The following is a 17,706-nucleotide window of genomic DNA, read 5'->3' as shown; positions in this document are numbered from 1 at the left end:
CCCCCTCACCCCCCTGAGAAGGACGGTGGTCGACCCGTGTCGAACTCTGTGGTCTACAAGGCTCCCCGGTCGATCAGCCGGGCGCAGGCCTCGCGCGACGCCCCGCGGCGCCGGCGCGGCAACCCCCAGGCGCGCCGGCGCGCCCTCGCCGGCCTCGGCTTCCTGCTCCCCGGCCTCGTCATCCTGCTCGTCTGGGTCTTCTACCCGACCTTCTACGCGCTGGCGATCTCGTTCACGGACTCCTCGGGCCTGAACACGCCGGAGTTCATCGGGCTGGCGAACTACGAGCGGATCATCAGCGACCCGGACACCCGCGGCGCGGTGGTCAACACGCTGGTCTACGCGGTGGCGTACGCGCCGCTCGTCATCGTCGTGGCGATGGCGATGGCGCTCCTGCTCAACCGCAAGGACCTGCCGATGCGCGGGTTCATCCGCACGGTCGTGTTCGTGCCGTTCATCATCTCGATGGCGGTCGCGGCGCTGGCGTGGAGCTTCCTGCTCGACGCCAACACGGGCCTGGTGCCCTACTGGTTCTCCCAGGTGTTCGGTCGCTCGATGCCCGACCTGCTCAACGACCCGACGTGGGCGATGCCCACCGTCATCCTCGTGGCCGTCTGGAAGAACTTCGGCTACTTCATGGTCATCTTCATCGCCGGCCTGCAGGGCATCGCCGCCGAGCTCTACGAGGCGGCGCACCTCGACGGCGCCAACGCGTGGCGGCGCTTCTGGAACGTCACGGTCCCGGGCCTGCGGCCGACGATGACCTACGTCATCATCCTCGCCGCCAACGGCGCCTTCCAGGCGTTCGACCAGATCTACATCATGACCGGCGGCGGCCCCGAGCGGTCCACGGAGACGATCGTCTACCGGGTCTACACCGAGGGCTTCACGAACTTCCGCCAGGGCTACGCCTCCTCCCTGTCCTTCGTGCTCATGGCGATCACGATGGTCGTGGGGATCATCCAGCTGAGCATCAACCGGCGTCAGGAGAAGGACCTCGCATGACGACGCTCACCCGCGCGACCTTCCCCGCGCCCGCCACCCGCCTGCGCCGCCTCGGCGGCAGCGGAGGAGGCCTCCACCGCTCGACGCTCTCGGGACGCGCGCTCGCGCTCGTCCTGTCCCTCGTCGCCGCGGCGGTCTGCGCCTTCCCGCTCCTCGTCATCGTCATCACGGCGTTCTCGCCGCAGACGGAGGTCCTGTCCTACCCGCCGTCGCTGCTGCCCGGCGCCTGGACCCTCGACAACTTCCCCGCGGTGTTCGACCGGATCCCGGTCGGGCAGCAGCTCATGAACACGATCCTCATGTCGGTGCTGGTCACGGCGCTGTCGCTCGTGCTCGACTCCATGGCCGCCTACGCGCTGGCGTGCATCGACTTCAAGGGCCGGGGCCTCGTGCTCGCCGTGCTCCTCGCGACGATCATGATCCCGTTCCAGTCCCTGCTCGTCCCGCTCTACAAGATGCTCTCGGAGCTGGGCTGGATCGGCACGATGGTCGGTCTCGTCATCCCGCGCGCGGCCGACGTGGCGGGGATCTTCCTCCTGCGGCAGTTCTTCGTGACGATCCCGCGGGACCTGGACTCCGCGGCGCGCATCGACGGCGCGTCGGAGTTCCGGATCTACTGGAACATCATCCTGCCGAACGCCACCGCGGGGCTGCTCACGCTCGGGATGTTCAACTTCATCGGCAACTGGAACGACATGATCTGGCCGATGACGATGACGAACAGCGCCGAGGACCGCACGCTCACCGCGGGCCTGGCCCTGCTCAACGGCACCGCGCAGGGCGTCATCCCCTACGGCGTCAGCATGGCCGGCGCGCTCATCTCCGTGGTGCCCCTCGTGGTCGTCTTCGCCCTCGTGCAGAAGCGGTTCATCGAGGGCGTCGCCTCCGTCGGCATCAAGGGCTGACGGCCGTGGACGAGCAGACGGCGGCGGCCCCCCCGCCGCCGTCCGGCCCGCCGCGCCTGCTCATGGGCGTGGGCGTCGAGGACACCTTCGTCGTCGAGCCGCACGGCGACCGCCGGCCGCTCGACGAGTACGCGCTCACGGACCACTACCGGCGCTGGTCGGAGGACGTCGACCTGCTCGCGGCCACGGGTGCCGACCAGGTCCGGTGGGGCATCCCCTGGTACCGGGTGCACCCCGAGCCGGGCCGCTTCGACTGGTCCTGGGTCGACCGGGTCGTGGCCCGGTTCGAGGAGGTGGGCGTCGAGCCCGTCGTCGACCTCGTGCACTACGGGACGCCGGCGTGGCTCGGCGGCGGGTTCCTCCACGCGGACTACCCGGCGGCGCTCGCGGAGTACGCGGTGGCGACCGCCGAGCGGTACCCCTCGTTGCGGCTCTTCACCGCGACGAACGAGCCGACCGTCACCGCCGAGCGGTGCGGCGAGGACGGCATCTGGCCGCCGCACCGCACGGGCGACGCCGGCTACCTGGCGGTGCTGCTCCCGGTGGCGCGGGGCGTCGTCGCGGCGCAGCGGGCGATCGCGGAGGTCCGGCCCGACGCGGAGCACTGGCACGTGGAGGCCTCGCGCCGGTTCGTCGGGGCCACCGGCACCGGGGACCGGTTCGGCGCCCGCGTTGCGCACCTGCGCGAGCGCGAGTTCCTCCACCAGGACCTCGTCACGGGCCGGGTGGGGGAGGGGCACGCGCTGCTGCCGCACCTGCGGGCGCACGGGGTGACGGACGGCGAGCTGACGTGGTTCGCGGAGCACGCCGTCTCCGCCGACGTCCTGGGCGTCAACTACTACCCGCACGTGTCGACCGTGCGCGTGGTGGACGAGCCCGGCGCGCGGGAGGACCCGCCCCCCTCGGCGTGGCCCGTCACCTGGGACGGCCTCGAGGGGCTCGTCGACCTGCTGCACCGGTGGCACGCCCGCTACCCCGCCGTGCCGCTGGCGCTGACGGAGACCGCCGACCCCGGCGACGTCGACCGACGCGTGGCCTGGCTGCACGACTCGCTCGCGACCGTCCTCCGCCTGCGCGAGGAGGGCCTGCCCCTCGTCGGGTACACGTGGTGGTCGCTCTTCGACTTCCTGCTCTGGGACTACCGGGAGGGCACGGGCGAGCCGCACGAGTACCTCCTCGGCCACGGCCTGTGGGACCTGGAGCCCGACGGCGACGGCGGGTTCGGGCGGAGGCGCACGGCCGCGGCCGACGCCTTCGTCGCGCTCGCGGCCGCCCACGGGCGCCGTGCCGCGGCCACCCCCGTCCCGTCCGGCCCCGTCCCGTCCGCCCCCGTCCCGCCCCCGCTCGTCACGGCTCCCCTCGGAGGTCCCGCATGACCCTCGCCCCCGCCCGCCCGACGGGACCGCTGCCGCCCGTGGCCCCGGGGCGCCCGCGCGTCACGACGACGACGGTGCACCGCGGCAGCGTCGGCGAGGCGGGCTCCATGTACACGCGGCTGCTCGCGACGGACCCCGACGGGCCGAACGCGGGGGCGCTCCTGCTCACGTGGGAGCTGCGGCTCGGCGTCGCGCGCCCCGGCGGCCCCGCCTTCCCCGTGCGGCGGTCCGACGACGGAGGCCGCACGTGGCGCGAGGTCGCCCGCGTGGTCGACCCGCTCGGTCGCGGCAACCGCTACCAGCCCGTGCTCTACGAGCTGCCCGGCGACCTCGCGCACCTGCGCGCCGGCGACCTGCTCCTGGCGGGCAACGCCATCCCCGCGGACGGCTCCACGACGACCCTCGTGCTGCACTCGAGCCGCGACGGCGGCGCCACCTGGCGGTTCGAGGCGGTCGTCGACGAGGGCGGGCCCGCGACGTACGACCCCTCGCGCGCGTCCACGACGACGAGCGTGTGGGAGCCGGACCTGCTCCTCCTCGACGGCGTCCTGCACGTCCTCTACGCCGACGAGCGCGAGAAGGCCCGCGGGATGCTCCAGACCATCTCGCGGCGCCGCACCGAGGACCTGCGCACGTGGACGCCGCGCGAGACGGTGGTCGGCGTGCCGAACCGGTGGACGCGGCCGGGCATGTTCGTCGCGACGGGGCCCCTGCCCGACGGCACCTACCGGGCGGTCGTCGAGGTCGTCGGGCCGCACGAGGTGCCGATCCACCTGCGCACGTCCGTGGACGGCGTCGACTGGGGCGACCCGGCCGACCTCGGGCCGCAGCTCGTCGCGGTGGACGGGGTGTCCCTGTCCGGGACGCCGAACCTCGCGTGGTGCCCGGACGGCCGGGGCGGGGCGACCCTCGTCGCGACGGCGCGGCACTCCTGGGCCGACGGGCGGGAGGCGAACCACGCGCTCGTCAGCGACGACGGCGGGGCCACCTGGCGCTCGATGGAGCTGCCGGTCGCGGCCGTCCGGCGGGTCCACGGCGACTCCTCCGGCTACTCCCAGTCCGTGCGGTGGAACGCCGCGGGGGAGCTCGTCCAGGCCACGACGGTCCGCAACGCCGTCGGCAGCCACGACGTGGTCGTCGCCGTGGTCGAGGGCGACTGGCGTGCGCTCGTCGCGCCCGACCCGGGTGCGGGCACGATGCGGCCGGGCGCCGGCGCCCTCGAGGGCTGAGCCGCACGGTCGGGCCGCCCCCGGCGCCCGCCGTCCCGTGGGCACCCGGCGACGGGGCGGCCGCCGTGCGGTAGACCCCTGCCGTGACCGACATCCCCGTCCTGCTCGTGCTCGACCTGGCCGGCACGTTCGCCTTCGCGGTCAACGGGGCGCTGACGGCGGTGCGGACGACCGCCGTCGACATCGTCGGGGTCGTGACGCTCGGCATGATCACCGGCCTCGGGGGCGGCATCGTCCGGGACGTCCTGCTCGGCGCGGTGCCGCCCGCGACCTTCGCCGACGCGCGCTACCTCGCGGTGGCGGCGGCGGGCGGGCTGCTGGCCTTCGTGCTCGGGCACGTGCTGGCGCGGTTCGCGCGGACCATCGACGTGCTCGACGCGGCCGGGCTGAGCCTGTTCGCCGTGACGGGCGCGGGCAAGGCGCTCGCGCTCGGCGCGGGACCCGCCCAGGCGGTGATCCTCGGCGCGGTCACGGCCGTCGGGGGCGGCACCCTGCGCGACGTGCTGCTGCGCCGGGTGCCGAGCGTGCTCACCAGCGAGCTCTACGCCATCCCGGCGCTCCTCGGCGCGACGGTCGCCACCGTCCTGGCCACGGCCGGGCCCGACGAGGTGCGCGGGCTGCCGACGGCGGTCGGGGCGGCGGCCGCGTGCTTCGTCCTGCGGCTCCTGGGCCTCCACCTGGGCCTCGACGCCCCGCGCCCGCCCGGGTCGCGGCACCGCGCGCCGGACCCCGGCCCGGGGGACGGCGCGCCGGACCCCCGCCCGGGGGACGGCGGGACGGGCCCCGGCGCCCCGGGCGGCTGAGGCGCCGGGACGCGGGGCGGGCCGCTCCGTCCCTGCTCGCGGGCCGCGCCCGGCGGTGCGATGGTGGTCCGGCGCCGACCGGCGCACCGCCCCGAGGGAGGCGCTCGTGCCGCAGGACGGTGCCCCGGGTCCGCGGACCCTCCGGCAGGGACCGCCGCCGGGGTCGCGCTCGTGGCTGTCGGCGGACCTGCACGCCCTCGACGACCTGCTCGGCCGGGCGCGGGACGCCGGCGCCGCAACGGCCCCCGCCGCGGGGGCCCCGCCCGCCCCGGACCCCGGTCACGGGTCCTCCGGGCCCTTCGCCGGTGCGACGGACGACCCGGGCGGCGGTGTCGCGGCGCTGCTGGCCGAGCGCCGCGTCGCGCTGCTCCAGCGGCAGTGGCTGGCCGGCGCCCTGCCCGTGCCGATGCTGCTCACCGAGGTGTCCGGGACCGTGCTGTCCGCGAACGCGGCCGCCTCCCGGGGGCTCGGGATCTCGACCGCCCACCTCCTGCGCAAGGACCTGCTCGGCTTCGTCGACCCGGCGGACCGCGACGCCGTGCGCGCCCTGGCCGCCGCCGCCGGCCCGGAGCCGTCGCACGTGCGGGTGCGCCTCGTGCCGCGCCGCGGGCCGTCCGTGGTCGCGGACCTCGTCGTGACGGCCGGCGGGTGGACCGACGGGACCGGTGAGCTCGCGTGGACGTTCGTCGTGGTCGGCGCCGGACCGCCCGGGCCGACGGCGGAGGGGGCGGACGGCGCTCCTGCGGCCGAGGCGACCGGCGGGGCGACCGGCGAGGGGGCGGGCGGATCCGTCGTCGACACCGCCGGCGTGCGGGTCGCGACGGCCTTCGCCCGCATCCTCTGGCTGCCGGCGGAGACGTCGGAGCTGCAGGTCCTCCTGCAGCGGACGGCGGCCGTCGTCGCCGCGGCCGTGCCGGCGGCGGACGCCGTGAGCGTCAACCTCGGGTCGGCCGCGGCACCCACCGCGATGGCGGCCACGGGGACGCTGGCGTCGGCGGGCGACGGGCTGCAGGTCCGGGTCGGCGAGGGGCCCTGCGTGACGGCCTCGGAGGCCCAGGAGACCGCGCTGTCGCCCGACGTGCGGGCCGACGGGCGGTGGCCCCGGCTCGCCCGGGCGGCGGACGGCGGCGAGGTCGCGGCGCTCGTCGCGGCGCCCGTGGTCGGGGAGCAGGGCCTCGTGGGCGCCGTGAACCTCTACGCGCGGGGCGTCGACGCGTTCTCCCCCGACGACGTCGAGGCCGCCGAGGTGCTGGCCACGGCCGCCGGCGGCGTGCTGGCGGAGCACGAGCAGCGCGAGCGGCTGCGCGAGCTCGCCGCCCAGCTGCACCAGGGGCTGGCGTCGCGGGCCACGATCGACGTGGCGAAGGGCATCGTGCTGGCGCAGCGGGGCGGGACGCCCGACGAGGCCTTCGCGTTCCTCTCGCGCGTCAGCCAGCAGCGCAACGTCAAGCTGCGGGTGCTCGCACGCTCCCTGGTGGACGGCCTGGCGGACCGGCGCCCGTCGGGGCCGGACGGCCGCCCGGGCACCGCGGGGCGCGGCTGAGAGGACGACCGGCCGGGCGACGGGCCTGGCCGGGCGGGCCCGGGCGGGCCGGTCTAGCGTCGAGGGGATCACCGCCCGCACCACGAGGAGGACCCATGGCCGACCCCCAGGACGTCACCGAGAACGCCGAGAAGGACCCGTCGGACTGGGTGACCGGCGACGAGCCCATGACGGGCCCGCAGAAGAGCTACCTGCACACCCTCGCCCGCGAGGCCGGCGAGGAGGTCCCCGACGACCTGTCGAAGGCCGACGCGTCCGAGACGATCGACCGCCTGCAGCAGAGCACGGGCCGCGGCGCCTGACGCGCCCGCCCGCCGACCCGTCGGCGGAGCCCGAGCAGGGGCCCGGCTCACGACGAGCCGGGCCCCTGCTCGCGCCGGGGCGTCCCCGCGGCGGCGCGGCGGACGCCCGCGCGGGTGCGCGACTCACATGTCGCGGTAGCGGCGCGCCCCGTCGAGAGCCGTGCGCAGCGACGCCAGGTCGAGCACGGCGCCGTACGCGGGGGTGTCGCGCTGCCACCGCCAGCCCTCGGCCAGCGGCTGGAGGGCGACGGTGTCGAAGCCGAGCTCGTCGACCAGCGCGACCGCGCGCTCGAGGGCGCCGGCGTCGTCCGCGGCGAGCGGCAGGGCCCGGCGGTCGGCCGCACCGGCGGGCCGCGCGTCGGTGAGGATGTCCGCGGCCCCGATGTTGCTGAACGCCTTGACGACGTGGGCGTCGGGGGCGCGCCGCTGGAGGAGCTCCGCGGTGGTGGCGCTCTCGTCGTCCAGCTCGGGGATCTGCCCGTCCCGCTGCGGGTAGTAGTTGCCGGTGTCGAGGACGACCTTGCCCGCGAGCGGCCCGACGGGCACGGACCCGACGGCGTGCAGCGGGATCGTCACGACGACGACGTCCCCCGCGGCAGCCGCCTCCTCCGGCGTGGCGGCGCGCGCCCGCGGGCCGATCTGCGCCACGAGCGCGGCGAGCGTCTCGGGACCGCGGGAGTTGGAGAGGACGACGTCGTGGCCGCGCTGGGCCGCGAGCTGCGCGAGCGCCGCGCCGATGTGTCCGGAACCGATGAAGCCGATGGTGGTCATGGCGCCGTCAACCGGAGGACCCCCGGGACTGTTCCGCCGGCGAGGTGAACGGTCGGGGACGGTCCGGCGACGGCCGCCACCCCGGCGGGCGGCGGCGGGCCGAACGGGCGTCGTCGTGCGGGCGACCTGCGTGAACGGTCCGTGCACAGCGGCGGAACACCGGCGCCGACGGCTCGGCGCACCCCCGGAGGGCTCCTAGCGTCGTCGTCGACCGCGGTCGTCGGACCCGGTCGGACCGCGTCGGTCCCGCCCGTCGAGAGCCCTCAGCAGGGAGCCCATGCCCGCCACCGCGCCCGCCGCCACCGCGGCCGGCCCGCCGCCGCACGGCGCCCCGGACGTCGACCCGTCCGGCGCCCGCACCCCCTCCGCCGGCCCGTCCCGCGAGGTCGCACGTCCTGCGCGGCGGCCGTCGGGTCCGGCTCCCGACCCCGTCCGCCGCCGGGCCGCCGCCCGCCGTCGCCGTCGCGCCTGGGCGACCTTCGCGCTGCTCGCCGGCCCGAACGTCGCGCTCCTGCTCCTCTTCGTCTACCGGCCGCTGCTGGAGAGCCTGTACCTGTCGACGCTGCAGTGGAACCTCGGCTCGCCCGTGGCGCGGTTCGTCGGGCTGGGCAACTACCGGGAGTGGTTCACCAGCCCCGCCACGGGCCAGGTGCTCACGACGACCGCCGTCTTCACCGTCGCGACCGTCGGCGGCGCGATGGTGCTCGGGCTGGCCCTGGCGCTGCTCCTCGACCGCCGGATCCCCGGCCGGGGCGTCGCGCGGACCGTGGCCTTCGCCCCCTACGTGCTCTCGGGCCTGGCGGTCGGCATCCTCTGGCTCTTCCTCTTCGACCCGCGCTACGGGCTGCTGGCCACGGTCCTCGGGTGGTTCGGCCTCGCGTCGCCGGCCTGGTACACCGCGGAGCCCTGGCCCCTGGTGATGGTGGTCGTCGTCTACCTCTGGAAGAACCTCGGGTACGTCGCGCTCATCTACCTGGCCGGCCTGCAGGCGATCCCGCAGGACCTCAAGGACGCCGCGGCCCTCGACGGCGCCGGACGCGTGCGCACCCTGCGCTCCGTCGTCCTGCCGCTGCTCACGCCGACGACGTTCTTCCTGCTGGTGACGATGCTGCTCAGCTCGCTGCAGTCGTTCGACATCATCCAGGCGATGACGCGCGGCGGGCCGCTCGGCAGCACCACGACCCTCATGTACCAGATCTACCAGGAGGGCTTCGTCACCGGCCGCGCGGGGTACGCCTCCGCCGGCGCGACGGTGCTGTTCGTGCTGCTCCTCGCCGTGACCGCGGTGCAGATGCGCTTCGTCGAGCGGAAGGTCCACTACGCATGAGCGCCCCGACGAGCGCCCGCACGACCGCCCCGACGAGCGCGCGCACGACCTCCCGCACCGGAGTCCCCGCGGGTGCCGCGCCGACGGGAGCCGCGGGCCGGGCGCGCGCCGCCCTCGCCGCGCTGCGGGACCTGCCCGTCGGCGGGTGGCTCGCCCTCGTGGCGGCGACCGTCGTGCTCGGTGCCCCGCTGCTGTGGATGCTGCTGGCGAGCCTCAAGACGCCGGCCGAGCTGTACTCCCTGCCCCTGCGGTGGCTGCCGGGCGCGCCGGGCCTGACGAACTACGCCGGCGTGGCCGACTCGATCCCGCTCGGCCGCCTCTTCCTCAACAGCGTCGGGCTGACCGTGGTCGGCGCGGGGCTGAAGGTGCTGCTCGGCCTGTGCTGCGCGTACGCCCTCGTGTTCGTCGAGGTGCCCTTCCGGCGCGTGGTGTTCGGGCTCGTGCTGGCCACGCTCATGATCCCGCCGCAGATCACGATCATCCCCAACTACACCTTCGTCGCGAGCCTGGGCTGGCTCAACACGTACCAGGGGATCCTCGTCCCGGGCCTGGCCAGCGCCTTCGGGACGTTCCTGTTCCGCCAGCACTTCCTCACCCTGCCGCGGTCCGTGCTGGAGGCCGCGGCGCTCGACGGCGCCGGCCACCTGCGCACGCTCCTGCGGTTCGTCGTGCCGATGTCCGGGCCGACGCTGGCCGCGGTCGGGCTCGTGTCCGTCGTCACCGAGTGGAACGACTACCTGTGGCCGTTCCTCGTCGTCGACGACGCGCGCCTCATGACCCTGCCGGTCGGGCTCACCCTCCTGCAGAACGTCGACGGGATGAGCAGCTGGGGCGTGCTGCTGGCGGCCACGGTCGTGGTCACCCTGCCGATCCTGCTCGTCTTCCTCGTGCTGCAGCGGCGCCTCGTCGCCGGGCTCACCGCCGGGGCCGTCACGGGCTGACGCCCGCCGCCCCGGGCCCCCGTCCGCCGGACGCCCCGCGTCACCGGCCCCCGCACCCCCCCTGACCCCACCCCGCACCCCTGCCGCCACCCGCGGCAGCGACCCGCTGCGCCCGGACCGGGCGCGGACCAGCAAGGAGAGCACCCGTGCCCGAGCACCCCCTCCCGTCCGGCACCGCCCCGTCCAGCACCGGCCGCCGCCGCGCCGGCCGGGGGCCCGCCGCCCTCGGCGCGCTCGTCGCCGTGACCGCCCTGACCCTCACCGCCTGCGCCAGCCCGACCGTGGGCGCCGCGGGCGGCTCCGCGGCCGCGGACGCGTCCTCCTCGACCGGTGCCGTCGACTGGGACGCCGTCGAGCCGGCCTCCGAGATCACCTGGTGGAGCAACCACCCCGGCGCCTCCCAGGACGTGGAGGAGGGCCTCATCGCCGCCTTCGAGGCCGAGCACCCCGAGATCGACGTGAACCTCGTGACGGCCGGCGCGAGCTACGACGAGGTGGCCCAGCGCTTCCAGGCCGCGTCGCAGACGCAACAGCTGCCCGACCTCGTCATCGCCTCCGACGTCTGGTGGTTCCGCTACCACCTCAACGACCAGATCCTGCCGCTCGACGACCTCATGACGGCGGTCGGGTCCGACACGGCGGACTTCGTCCCCGCCCTGTACGGCGACTACGAGTACGACGGGCAGCACTGGGCCGTCCCCTACGCGCGGTCGACGCCGCTCTTCTACTACAACAAGGACCTCTGAGCGGCGGCGGGGCTGCCCGACCGCGGCCCGGCCACCTGGGAGGAGCTCGTCTCCTGGAACCCGGCGCTCGAGGCGCAGGTGCCCGAGGGCGGCTCCGCCTTCGGCCTGAGCACGGGGCCCTCCTGGGGCGCCTGGTGGTTCGAGAACATGATCTGGGGCGAGGGCGGGCAGTACAGCGACGAGTGGGAGGTCACGCTCGACACCCCGCAGGCGCAGGCCGGCGGGCAGCTGCTCCACGACCTCTTCCACGCCGACGGCGTCGCGAGCGTCTCGAAGGACGCGGTCGTCGACTTCACCTCGGGCGTCGTGGCCTCGACCATCGGCTCCACGGGCAGCCTCAAGGGCGTGCTCGACGGCGCGTCGTTCGAGGTCGGCACGGCCTACCTGCCGGACGGCCCGGAGGGCTCCGGCACGCCGACGGGCGGCACCGGCCTGGCGATCCCGTCCTCGCGGACGCCGGAGCAGCAGAAGGCCGCCGCGATCTTCCTCGACTTCCTCACGAGCACGGAGGGCACCTCGACGTTCTCGCAGGCCACCGGGTACATGCCCGTGCGCACCTCGGCCGTGGAGAGCGACACGATGCAGGCGGTCTACGCGCAGACGCCGCAGTTCCGCACGGCCGTGGACCAGCTCGCCGACAAGGCGCGCTCCCAGGACTGGGTCCGGGTCTTCGTCCCCGGCGCGGACGCGATCCTCAACGAGGGCATCGAGCAGATCGTGCTCCAGGGCACGGACCCCGCCGAGGCCTTCGCCGCGATCACGCCGCGCATCGAGACGGCGTACCGCGAGAACGTCGAGCCCTACCTGTGACCGCCCTCGACGCGCGCCCGGTCGCGCCCGGGCCGCTCGCGCCCGGGCCGCTCGCCGCCGGGCCTCTCACCGCCGGGCCTCTCGTCGCCGGCCCGGTCCCGCCGGCCGCGGCCGTCCCGACCCCCCGGCGCCGGCCGAAGGTCGTCGCCCACCGCGGCAACTCCTCCGTCGCCCCCCAGAACACGCTGGCGGCCCTCGAAGCCGCCTGGCGGGCGGGCGCGGACGCCGTGGAGATCGACGTCCAGCTGACCCGCGACGGCGGCGTGGTCGTCCTGCACGACGACTCCGTCGACGCCACCACGAACGGCACGGGACGGCTCGCGGACCTCGACGCCGCCCACGTGCGCGCGCTGGACGCCGGGTCCTGGTTCTCCCGGGCCTACGTCGGGCAGCGGGTGCCCGTCTGGGAGGAGGTCATCGACTTCCTGCTCACGCGGCCCGGCATCGACCTGCTCCTCGAGCTCAAGGGTCCCTGGACCGTCGACGAGGCGGCGCGGGTGACCGCACCGCTGCTCGCCGCCGGCCTGGCCGACCGGGTGGTCGCGCAGAGCTTCTGGCCGGAGACCGTCGGCGCGCTCGCCGAGGCCGCCCCGCAGCTGCGGCTCGGCCTGCTCGTCGTCGACGCCCCCGACGACCTCGTGGACCGGTGCCTGGCCCTCGGGGTCGTCGCGTGCAACCCGTTCGGGCTGCTCCTCGTCCAGGACCCGGGCCTCGTCGACCGGCTGCACGCGGCCGGCCTGGAGGTCATGACCTGGACGCTCGACGAGCCCGAGCAGTGGGAGCTGGCCGTGGCCCGCGGGGTCGACGCGGTCATCACCGACCGGCCGGACCGGATGGCCGGCTGGCTCGCGGTGCAGCCCGCTCCCGCACCGGCCTGAGAGGTCGCCCTCGCCCGGGGACAAACCTCTGGCGCGCCCCCGGGGGGCGGACGTACGGTCGGCGGACACGGAAGGGAGGTGGTCCACGACATGGTCTGTACACGGACGCGTGAGGTGGCTGCTCGCTAGTCGCCCGAGCCATCGGACGGATTGCTCGATCGCGGTGGCCCGCCGGACGGACCGGCCGGGCGACGGCGAATCCCCAGCAGTCGCCGCAGCCCGTGGGTGCCGTGGTCGTCCACCACGGCAGGGTCCTCCCGGACCCGGCCCACGGGCTGTTCCGTGCCCGGGCACGGGCGCCCGTCGCCGGTGCCCGTGCAGTCCCCTCAGCGCCGCTTGTGCGCGTACAGGTCGCGGTCCGCCGCGGCGCACCACTGCGCCCAGCCCTCGCCCGCCCAGACGGCGGTCCCCGCGCTCCAGGCCTGCGGGTGCGCGGCACGGAGCCGCCCCAGCACGTCGCGCGTCCCGTCCGGGGTCGCCCCCGGGAGCAGCAGCGCGAACTCGTCGCCGCCGAGGCGGCCGAGCACGTCGTCGGGCCGCAGCACCGTCCGCCACGCCGCCGTGAGCGCGACGAGGAGCGCGTCGCCCGCCGCGTGGCCGTGGCGGTCGTTGACGCCCTTGAAGCCGTCGAGGTCGAGCACGACGAGCGTCAGCGGCGCCCCGGACCGCTCCGCACGGCGGCAGGCCTGCCCGACGGCCTCCTCGAGCGCGCGGCGCGTGAGGACCCCCGTGAGCGGGTCGCGCGTGGCCTCCCGGTGCAGGCGCTCGACGGTCGTCGTGAGGGCCACCGCGATGCCGACGGCGATCGCCGTGAGGAAGAACCACGTCTGCGGGGCGGAGGTGGCGCCGGCGAGCAGCAGGCCGAGGGCCGTCGCCACGGCGACCCCGCCGACGTGCGCCGCGACCGCCCGCCGGGGGTGCACGAGCGAGGTGTAGAGGACCACCCACAGCGACCCCACCGCGGTGACGGCGGTGCCGGCGGGTGTGGTGGACAGCGCGACGCACCCGCCGGTGACGGCCGTGGCGAGGGCGACGAGCGCGTGGACCGCGACCACGGTCGTGCGTCGCGCGCGGGCGAGCACCGTCCCGCCCAGGGCCAGCGCCGCGACCCCGAGGAGCGCCGCCGTCCCGCGGGGCGCCGTCGGGCTGAAGGGCACCGCCGCGGTCACGAGCGAGACGGCGCCGGCCGCGAGGAGGCCGCGACCCAGGAGCGCGACGTCCGCCGGCCGCGCGTACCCCGCCATCGTCCCGCCCGTCCCGTCGTCGCCGGCCGTCCCGCGGCCGCCCGTGGGCCCCCGTGCGGGGCGCCCACCCCCGTGATCGGCAGGCCGGCGCGCCGCGGAGGCCGGGTCCGGGCACGTTCACCCGTCCGCGAGGGCGCCGCCGGCTGCGTGGCAGAGTGACGCCATGGCCCTGAAGTCCCCCGCCCAGATCGAGGAGATGCGTCCCGCCGGGCGGTTCGTCGCCGGCGTGCTCTCCTCCCTGCGCGAGGTCGCGCGCGTCGGCATGACGCTGCGGGACCTCGACGCCCACGCCCACCGCATGATCGACGAGGCGGGCGCCCGCTCCGTCTACCTCGGCTACCACCCGTCCTTCGGCGCGGTGCCGTACCCCGGGGTCCTGTGCACGTCCGTGAACGACGCCGCGCTGCACGGCCTGCCGTCGGACCGCGTGCTCGAGGACGGGGACGTCCTCAGCATCGACTTCGCCGCGGAGGTCCGCGGCTGGGTCGCCGACTCCGCGCTGACGTTCCAGCTCGGCACGACGACGCCGGCGGCGCAGGCCCTCATCGACGCCACGGAGAGGGCCCTCGAGGCGGGCGTCGCGGCCGCCCGGGCCGGTGCGCGGCTCGGGGACGTGTCCGCCGCCATCGGTCGCGTCGGTCGCGCCGGCGGGTTCGGCATCAACACGGACTTCGGCGGCCACGGCGTCGGGCGGACGATGCACGAGGAGCCGCACGTCCCGAACGACGGCCGCCCGGGCTCGGGGACGCGGCTGAAGCCCGGCCTCGTCGTCGCGATCGAGCCGTGGTTCATGGCCGGCACGGACCAGTACGTGATCGACGAGGACGGGTGGACGATCCGGTCGGCCGACGGCTCGCTCACCGCGCACGCCGAGCACACCGTCGCGGTGACGCCGGAGGGCCCGGTCGTCCTCACCGCCCGCTGACGGCCTCGGCGTCCCCCCGCCGGGAGGCGCGGTCCGGGGGGCGGCGGGGGAGGATGGGGCGGTGCCCGACGCCCTCCGCCCCCGCGACCCCTCCGACCCGGCCGACGACGGTCCCCGTGCGTCCGGTGCGTCCCGTGCGTCCGGTGCGTCCGGCGGGCCCGCGCCCTACCGGGTCATGACCGTCTGCACGGGCAACATCTGCCGCTCGCCCATCGCCGAGGTCGTGCTCCGCGAGCGCCTGCGGGCCGCGGGTCTGGCGGACCGGGTCGTCGTCGACTCCTCCGGGACGAGCGACGAGGAGCACGGCAACCCCGTCGACCCCCGGGCCCGCCGCGTGCTCGCCGCGCACGGCTACCCCACCGGCGAGGGGCACCGCGCGCACCGCGTCCGCCCCGACGAGGTCGCCGGGCGGGACCTGCTGCTGGCCGCCACGAGCTCGCACGCCCGGGCGCTGCGCCGGATCGCGGAGCGGGCCGGCGCCGACGACGCCCGCGTGCGCCTCCTGCGCTCGTTCGACCCGGCCGCCCCGCGGGTCGTCGCCGGGGACGCCGCCGAGAGCCGCCTCGACATCGCCGACCCCTGGTACGGCGACGAGAGCGACTTCCGGACGACGCTCGCCGAGGTGGAGGCCGCGGCCGACGGCGTCGTCGAGCACGTCCGGGCGCAGCTCGCCGCGCGCGACGCCGTGCGCGCCGGCGGCCCCGGGGCATGAGCGCGCCCGGCCGCGAGGGGCTCGACGCTCCCGCGGCCCCTCGCCGACCGCCCGGGGTCGCCCGCCGGGCCCAGGTGCCGCCCTTCGCCGTCATGGAGATCGTCGCGGCCGCCAACGCGCGCCGGGCGGCCGGCGAGGACGTGCTCTCCCTCTGCGTCGGCGAGCCGGCCGGCGGCGCCCCCGCCGTCGTGCGGCGCCGGGCGGCGGAGCTCGTCGCGACCGCCGACCTCGGCTACACGGAGGCCGCGGGGGTGCCCGCGCTGCGCCGCGCCATCGCCGGGCACTACGCCCGCACCTACGGCCTCGACCTCGACCCGCGCCGCGTCGTGGTGACGACGGGCTCCTCGGGCGGGTTCGTGCTCGCCGTCCTCGCCGCCTTCGACGCCGGCGACCGCGTGGCGCTGGCCCGGCCCGGCTACCCGGCCTACGCGAACATCCTCACGGCGCTGGGCTGCGACCTGCGCGACGTCCCCTGCGGCCCGGCGGACCGGTACCAGCCGACGCCGGAGCGCCTCGACGCCGTGCTCGGGCCGCAGGGGGCGGCGGGGCTCGTCGTCGCCAGCCCGTCCAACCCGACGGGGACGATGCTGGACGCGGCCGCGCTGGACGCCCTCGTGGCGTGGGGCGCGGACCGCGGCACGCGGCTCGTCGTCGACGAGATCTACCACGGGCTCACCTACGCGGGGGCGCCGCCGACGACGACCGCCGCCCGGTCCGACGAGGCCGTCGTCGTCAGCTCGTTCTCCAAGCTCTGGGGCATGACGGGGTGGCGGCTGGGGTGGCTCGTGCTGCCCGAGGCCCTCGTCGGGGCGGTGGACGCGCTCGCGGGCAGCGTCGCGCTGTCGCCGCCCGCCCTGCCGCAGCACGCCGCGCTCGCCGCGTTCTCCGACGAGGCCTACGCCGCCGCGGCGGAGGCCGTCGAGCGGTACGCCCGCTCGCGCGCCGTGCTCCTCGAGCGGCTGCCGGCGCTGGGCTGGTCGCACGTGGCCCCCGCCGACGGCGCCTTCTACCTCTGGGCGGACGTGTCCGCGTCCGGCCTGGACTCCGTCACCTGGTGCGCGCGGCTGCTCGACGAGGCGGGGGTGGCGCTCACGCCCGGGACGGACTTCGACCCCGTCGACGGGCACCGGTTCGTGCGGCTGTCCTTCGCGGTGGCGCCCGCGACGCTCGCCGCCGCGCTGGACCGCGTCGAGGCCTGGCAGGCGGGCCTGCACCGCTGACGCGCACGCCCGGGGACCAGCCGCAGGGCGCGGGCCGGGTGCTCAGACCACGCGGACGACGACGGTGTGCCAGCCGGTGGCACCGTCGGGGACCACGCGGGCGACGTCGCCGGTCTGGGGCCCGTCGGGGTCGCTCGCGCGCACCCGCAGCACGTGCTGCCCCGGGGTCGCCTCCCACCGGAAGGACCACTGCCGCCAGGTGTCGACGGAGATCTCCCCGGCGAGCACGGCCGGCTGCCACGGGCCGTCGTCGACCTGGACCTCGACCCCCGTGACCCCGCGGTGCTGCGCCCACGCCGTGCCGCCCACCGCGACCGTGCCGGCGGGGACCTCCGCGCCGGCCCGGGGCACCTCGATGCGGGAGGCCGTCTTCACCGGGCCGCGCTCGGACCACCCGCGGTCGGTCCAGTAGGCGGTGCGGTCGGCGAAGCGGGTGACCTCGAGGTCGACGACCCACTTCGTCGCCGACACGTACCCGTACAGCCCGGGGACGACGAGGCGCGCCGGGAACCCGTGCTCGTACGGCAGGGGCTCGCCGTTCATGCCGACGGCCAGCAGCGCGTCGCGGTCGTCGGTGAGGGCCTCCAGCGGGGTCGACGCGGTGAACCCGTCGCTGCTGGTCGACAGCACCATGTCGGCGCCCTCGCGCATGCCGGCGCGGGCGAGCAGCCCGCGGACGGGCAGGCCGAGCCACCGCGCGTTCCCGACGAGGTCGCCGCCCACCTCGTTCGACACGCACGCGAGCGTCACCCAGGCCTCCACGAGGCTCTCCCCCAGCAGGTCCTCCCACGTGAGGACGACCTCGCGCTCCACGAGCCCGTGGACCCGCAGCGACCAGCCGGACGGGTCGATCGTCGGCACGACGAACGCCGTGTCGATCCGGTAGAAGGCGTCGTTCGGGGTGACCACCTGGCCGCCGCGGACCCGGGCCTGGCGGTGCGCGCCGAGGGCCTGCGCCGGCTGCGGCAC

Annotated in this window: 16 protein-coding genes and 1 pseudogene; 14 read left to right on the top strand and 3 right to left on the bottom strand. The window is 76.4% G+C overall.

Translation table 11 applies throughout. The features are described 5' to 3' along the window. The 7 genes from EJA20_RS15425 to EJA20_RS15395 all read left to right on the top strand — a co-directional run. Window positions 1–1,005 (top strand): carbohydrate ABC transporter permease (locus tag EJA20_RS15425; RefSeq protein ID WP_205687535.1); only part of this gene is annotated, 1,005 nt, incomplete at its 5' end. Further along, window positions 1,002–1,910: a carbohydrate ABC transporter permease gene (locus EJA20_RS15420; protein WP_129339383.1), complete on the top strand. Its 909-nt coding sequence runs from the start codon at window positions 1,002–1,004 to the stop codon at window positions 1,908–1,910. The genes EJA20_RS15425 and EJA20_RS15420, both read left to right, overlap by 4 nt. Before the next feature lie 5 nt (window positions 1,911–1,915). Further along, the gene (locus tag EJA20_RS15415; protein WP_240675546.1) at window positions 1,916–3,286 is read left to right on the top strand and encodes a family 1 glycosylhydrolase; all 1,371 of its coding nucleotides are present in this window, start codon (window positions 1,916–1,918) and stop codon (window positions 3,284–3,286) included. Further along, window positions 3,283–4,515 carry a sialidase family protein gene (locus EJA20_RS15410; RefSeq protein ID WP_129339382.1) on the top strand — a complete coding sequence of 411 codons (1,233 nt, stop codon included), beginning with the start codon at window positions 3,283–3,285 and terminating at the stop codon, window positions 4,513–4,515. Before EJA20_RS15415 ends, EJA20_RS15410 begins: the two co-directional genes overlap by 4 nt. Before the next feature lie 83 nt (window positions 4,516–4,598). Beyond that, a complete protein-coding gene (locus EJA20_RS15405; RefSeq protein ID WP_129339381.1) occupies window positions 4,599–5,318 on the top strand; it encodes a trimeric intracellular cation channel family protein in 720 nt (239 codons plus the stop codon). 106 nt (window positions 5,319–5,424) lie between these two features. Next, window positions 5,425–6,861: an ANTAR domain-containing protein gene (locus EJA20_RS15400; protein WP_129339380.1), complete on the top strand. Its 1,437-nt coding sequence runs from the start codon at window positions 5,425–5,427 to the stop codon at window positions 6,859–6,861. 95 nt (window positions 6,862–6,956) lie between these two features. Further along, window positions 6,957–7,163 carry a DUF3072 domain-containing protein gene (locus EJA20_RS15395; RefSeq protein WP_129339379.1) on the top strand — a complete coding sequence of 69 codons (207 nt, stop codon included), beginning with the start codon at window positions 6,957–6,959 and terminating at the stop codon, window positions 7,161–7,163. A 123-nt stretch (window positions 7,164–7,286) separates the two neighbouring features. On the opposite strand, the gene EJA20_RS15390 is transcribed toward EJA20_RS15395, so the two are convergent. Then, on the bottom strand, window positions 7,287–7,934 hold the full coding sequence (locus EJA20_RS15390; RefSeq protein ID WP_129339378.1) for an NADPH-dependent F420 reductase: 648 nt from the start codon (window positions 7,932–7,934) through the stop codon (window positions 7,287–7,289). A gap of 277 nt (window positions 7,935–8,211) precedes the next feature. Here EJA20_RS15390 and EJA20_RS15385 point away from each other — a divergent pair, with 277 nt between their 5' ends. The 4 genes and pseudogenes from EJA20_RS15385 to EJA20_RS15370 all read left to right on the top strand — a co-directional run bounded on the left by EJA20_RS15385 (window position 8,212) and on the right by EJA20_RS15370 (window position 12,636). Continuing rightward, window positions 8,212–9,261 (top strand): carbohydrate ABC transporter permease, encoded by a 1,050-nt coding sequence (locus EJA20_RS15385; protein ID WP_240675545.1) that lies wholly within the window; start codon window positions 8,212–8,214, stop codon window positions 9,259–9,261. Next, a complete protein-coding gene (locus EJA20_RS15380; protein ID WP_129339377.1) occupies window positions 9,258–10,202 on the top strand; it encodes a carbohydrate ABC transporter permease in 945 nt (314 codons plus the stop codon). Before EJA20_RS15385 ends, EJA20_RS15380 begins: the two co-directional genes overlap by 4 nt. Before the next feature lie 146 nt (window positions 10,203–10,348). Further along, a pseudogene (locus EJA20_RS15375) lies at window positions 10,349–11,758 on the top strand (ABC transporter substrate-binding protein). After that, a complete protein-coding gene (locus EJA20_RS15370) occupies window positions 11,755–12,636 on the top strand; it encodes a glycerophosphodiester phosphodiesterase (protein WP_129339376.1) in 882 nt (293 codons plus the stop codon). Before EJA20_RS15375 ends, EJA20_RS15370 begins: the two are co-directional and overlap by 4 nt. 326 nt (window positions 12,637–12,962) lie before the next feature. Here EJA20_RS15370 and EJA20_RS15365 read toward each other — a convergent pair whose 3' ends face one another. Further along, window positions 12,963–13,880: a GGDEF domain-containing protein gene (locus tag EJA20_RS15365; RefSeq protein WP_129339375.1), complete on the bottom strand. Its 918-nt coding sequence runs from the start codon at window positions 13,878–13,880 to the stop codon at window positions 12,963–12,965. Between the two features lie 163 nt (window positions 13,881–14,043). Between EJA20_RS15365 and map the strand changes: the two genes are divergently transcribed. From map to EJA20_RS15350, 3 genes are all read left to right on the top strand, one after another. Further along, a complete protein-coding gene (gene map / locus EJA20_RS15360) occupies window positions 14,044–14,805 on the top strand; it encodes a type I methionyl aminopeptidase (protein WP_129339374.1) in 762 nt (253 codons plus the stop codon). Window positions 14,806–14,980: 175 nt separating this feature from the next. Then, window positions 14,981–15,517, top strand: coding sequence for a low molecular weight protein-tyrosine-phosphatase (locus EJA20_RS15355; protein WP_129339384.1), 537 nt, complete (start codon window positions 14,981–14,983; stop codon window positions 15,515–15,517). After that, window positions 15,514–16,737 (top strand): pyridoxal phosphate-dependent aminotransferase, encoded by a 1,224-nt coding sequence (locus EJA20_RS15350; protein WP_129339373.1) that lies wholly within the window; start codon window positions 15,514–15,516, stop codon window positions 16,735–16,737. Before EJA20_RS15355 ends, EJA20_RS15350 begins: the two co-directional genes overlap by 4 nt. 42 nt (window positions 16,738–16,779) lie before the next feature. Here EJA20_RS15350 and EJA20_RS15345 read toward each other — a convergent pair. After that, on the bottom strand, window positions 16,780–17,706 hold a 927-nt coding region (locus tag EJA20_RS15345), incomplete at its 5' end, for a molybdopterin-dependent oxidoreductase (RefSeq protein WP_164984010.1).

This window comes from Cellulomonas endophytica (assembly GCF_004123805.1).
GTDB lineage: Bacteria > Actinomycetota > Actinomycetes > Actinomycetales > Cellulomonadaceae > Cellulomonas > Cellulomonas endophytica.
This window is presented reverse-complemented; position numbering and strand designations above follow the sequence as displayed.

Coding starts and splice junctions, on each gene's coding strand:
- EJA20_RS15420 (WP_129339383.1), top strand. CDS start 1,002: ATGACGACGCTCACCCGCGCGACCTTCCCCGCGCCCGCCACCCGCCTG.
- EJA20_RS15410 (WP_129339382.1), top strand. CDS start 3,283: ATGACCCTCGCCCCCGCCCGCCCGACGGGACCGCTGCCGCCCGTGGCC.
- EJA20_RS15395 (WP_129339379.1), top strand. CDS start 6,957: ATGGCCGACCCCCAGGACGTCACCGAGAACGCCGAGAAGGACCCGTCG.
- EJA20_RS15390 (WP_129339378.1), bottom strand. CDS start 7,934: ATGACCACCATCGGCTTCATCGGTTCCGGACACATCGGCGCGGCGCTC.
- EJA20_RS15385 (WP_240675545.1), top strand. CDS start 8,212: ATGCCCGCCACCGCGCCCGCCGCCACCGCGGCCGGCCCGCCGCCGCAC.
- EJA20_RS15380 (WP_129339377.1), top strand. CDS start 9,258: ATGAGCGCCCCGACGAGCGCCCGCACGACCGCCCCGACGAGCGCGCGC.
- EJA20_RS15365 (WP_129339375.1), bottom strand. CDS start 13,880: ATGGCGGGGTACGCGCGGCCGGCGGACGTCGCGCTCCTGGGTCGCGGC.
- map (WP_129339374.1), top strand. CDS start 14,044: ATGGCCCTGAAGTCCCCCGCCCAGATCGAGGAGATGCGTCCCGCCGGG.
- EJA20_RS15355 (WP_129339384.1), top strand. CDS start 14,981: ATGACCGTCTGCACGGGCAACATCTGCCGCTCGCCCATCGCCGAGGTC.
- EJA20_RS15350 (WP_129339373.1), top strand. CDS start 15,514: ATGAGCGCGCCCGGCCGCGAGGGGCTCGACGCTCCCGCGGCCCCTCGC.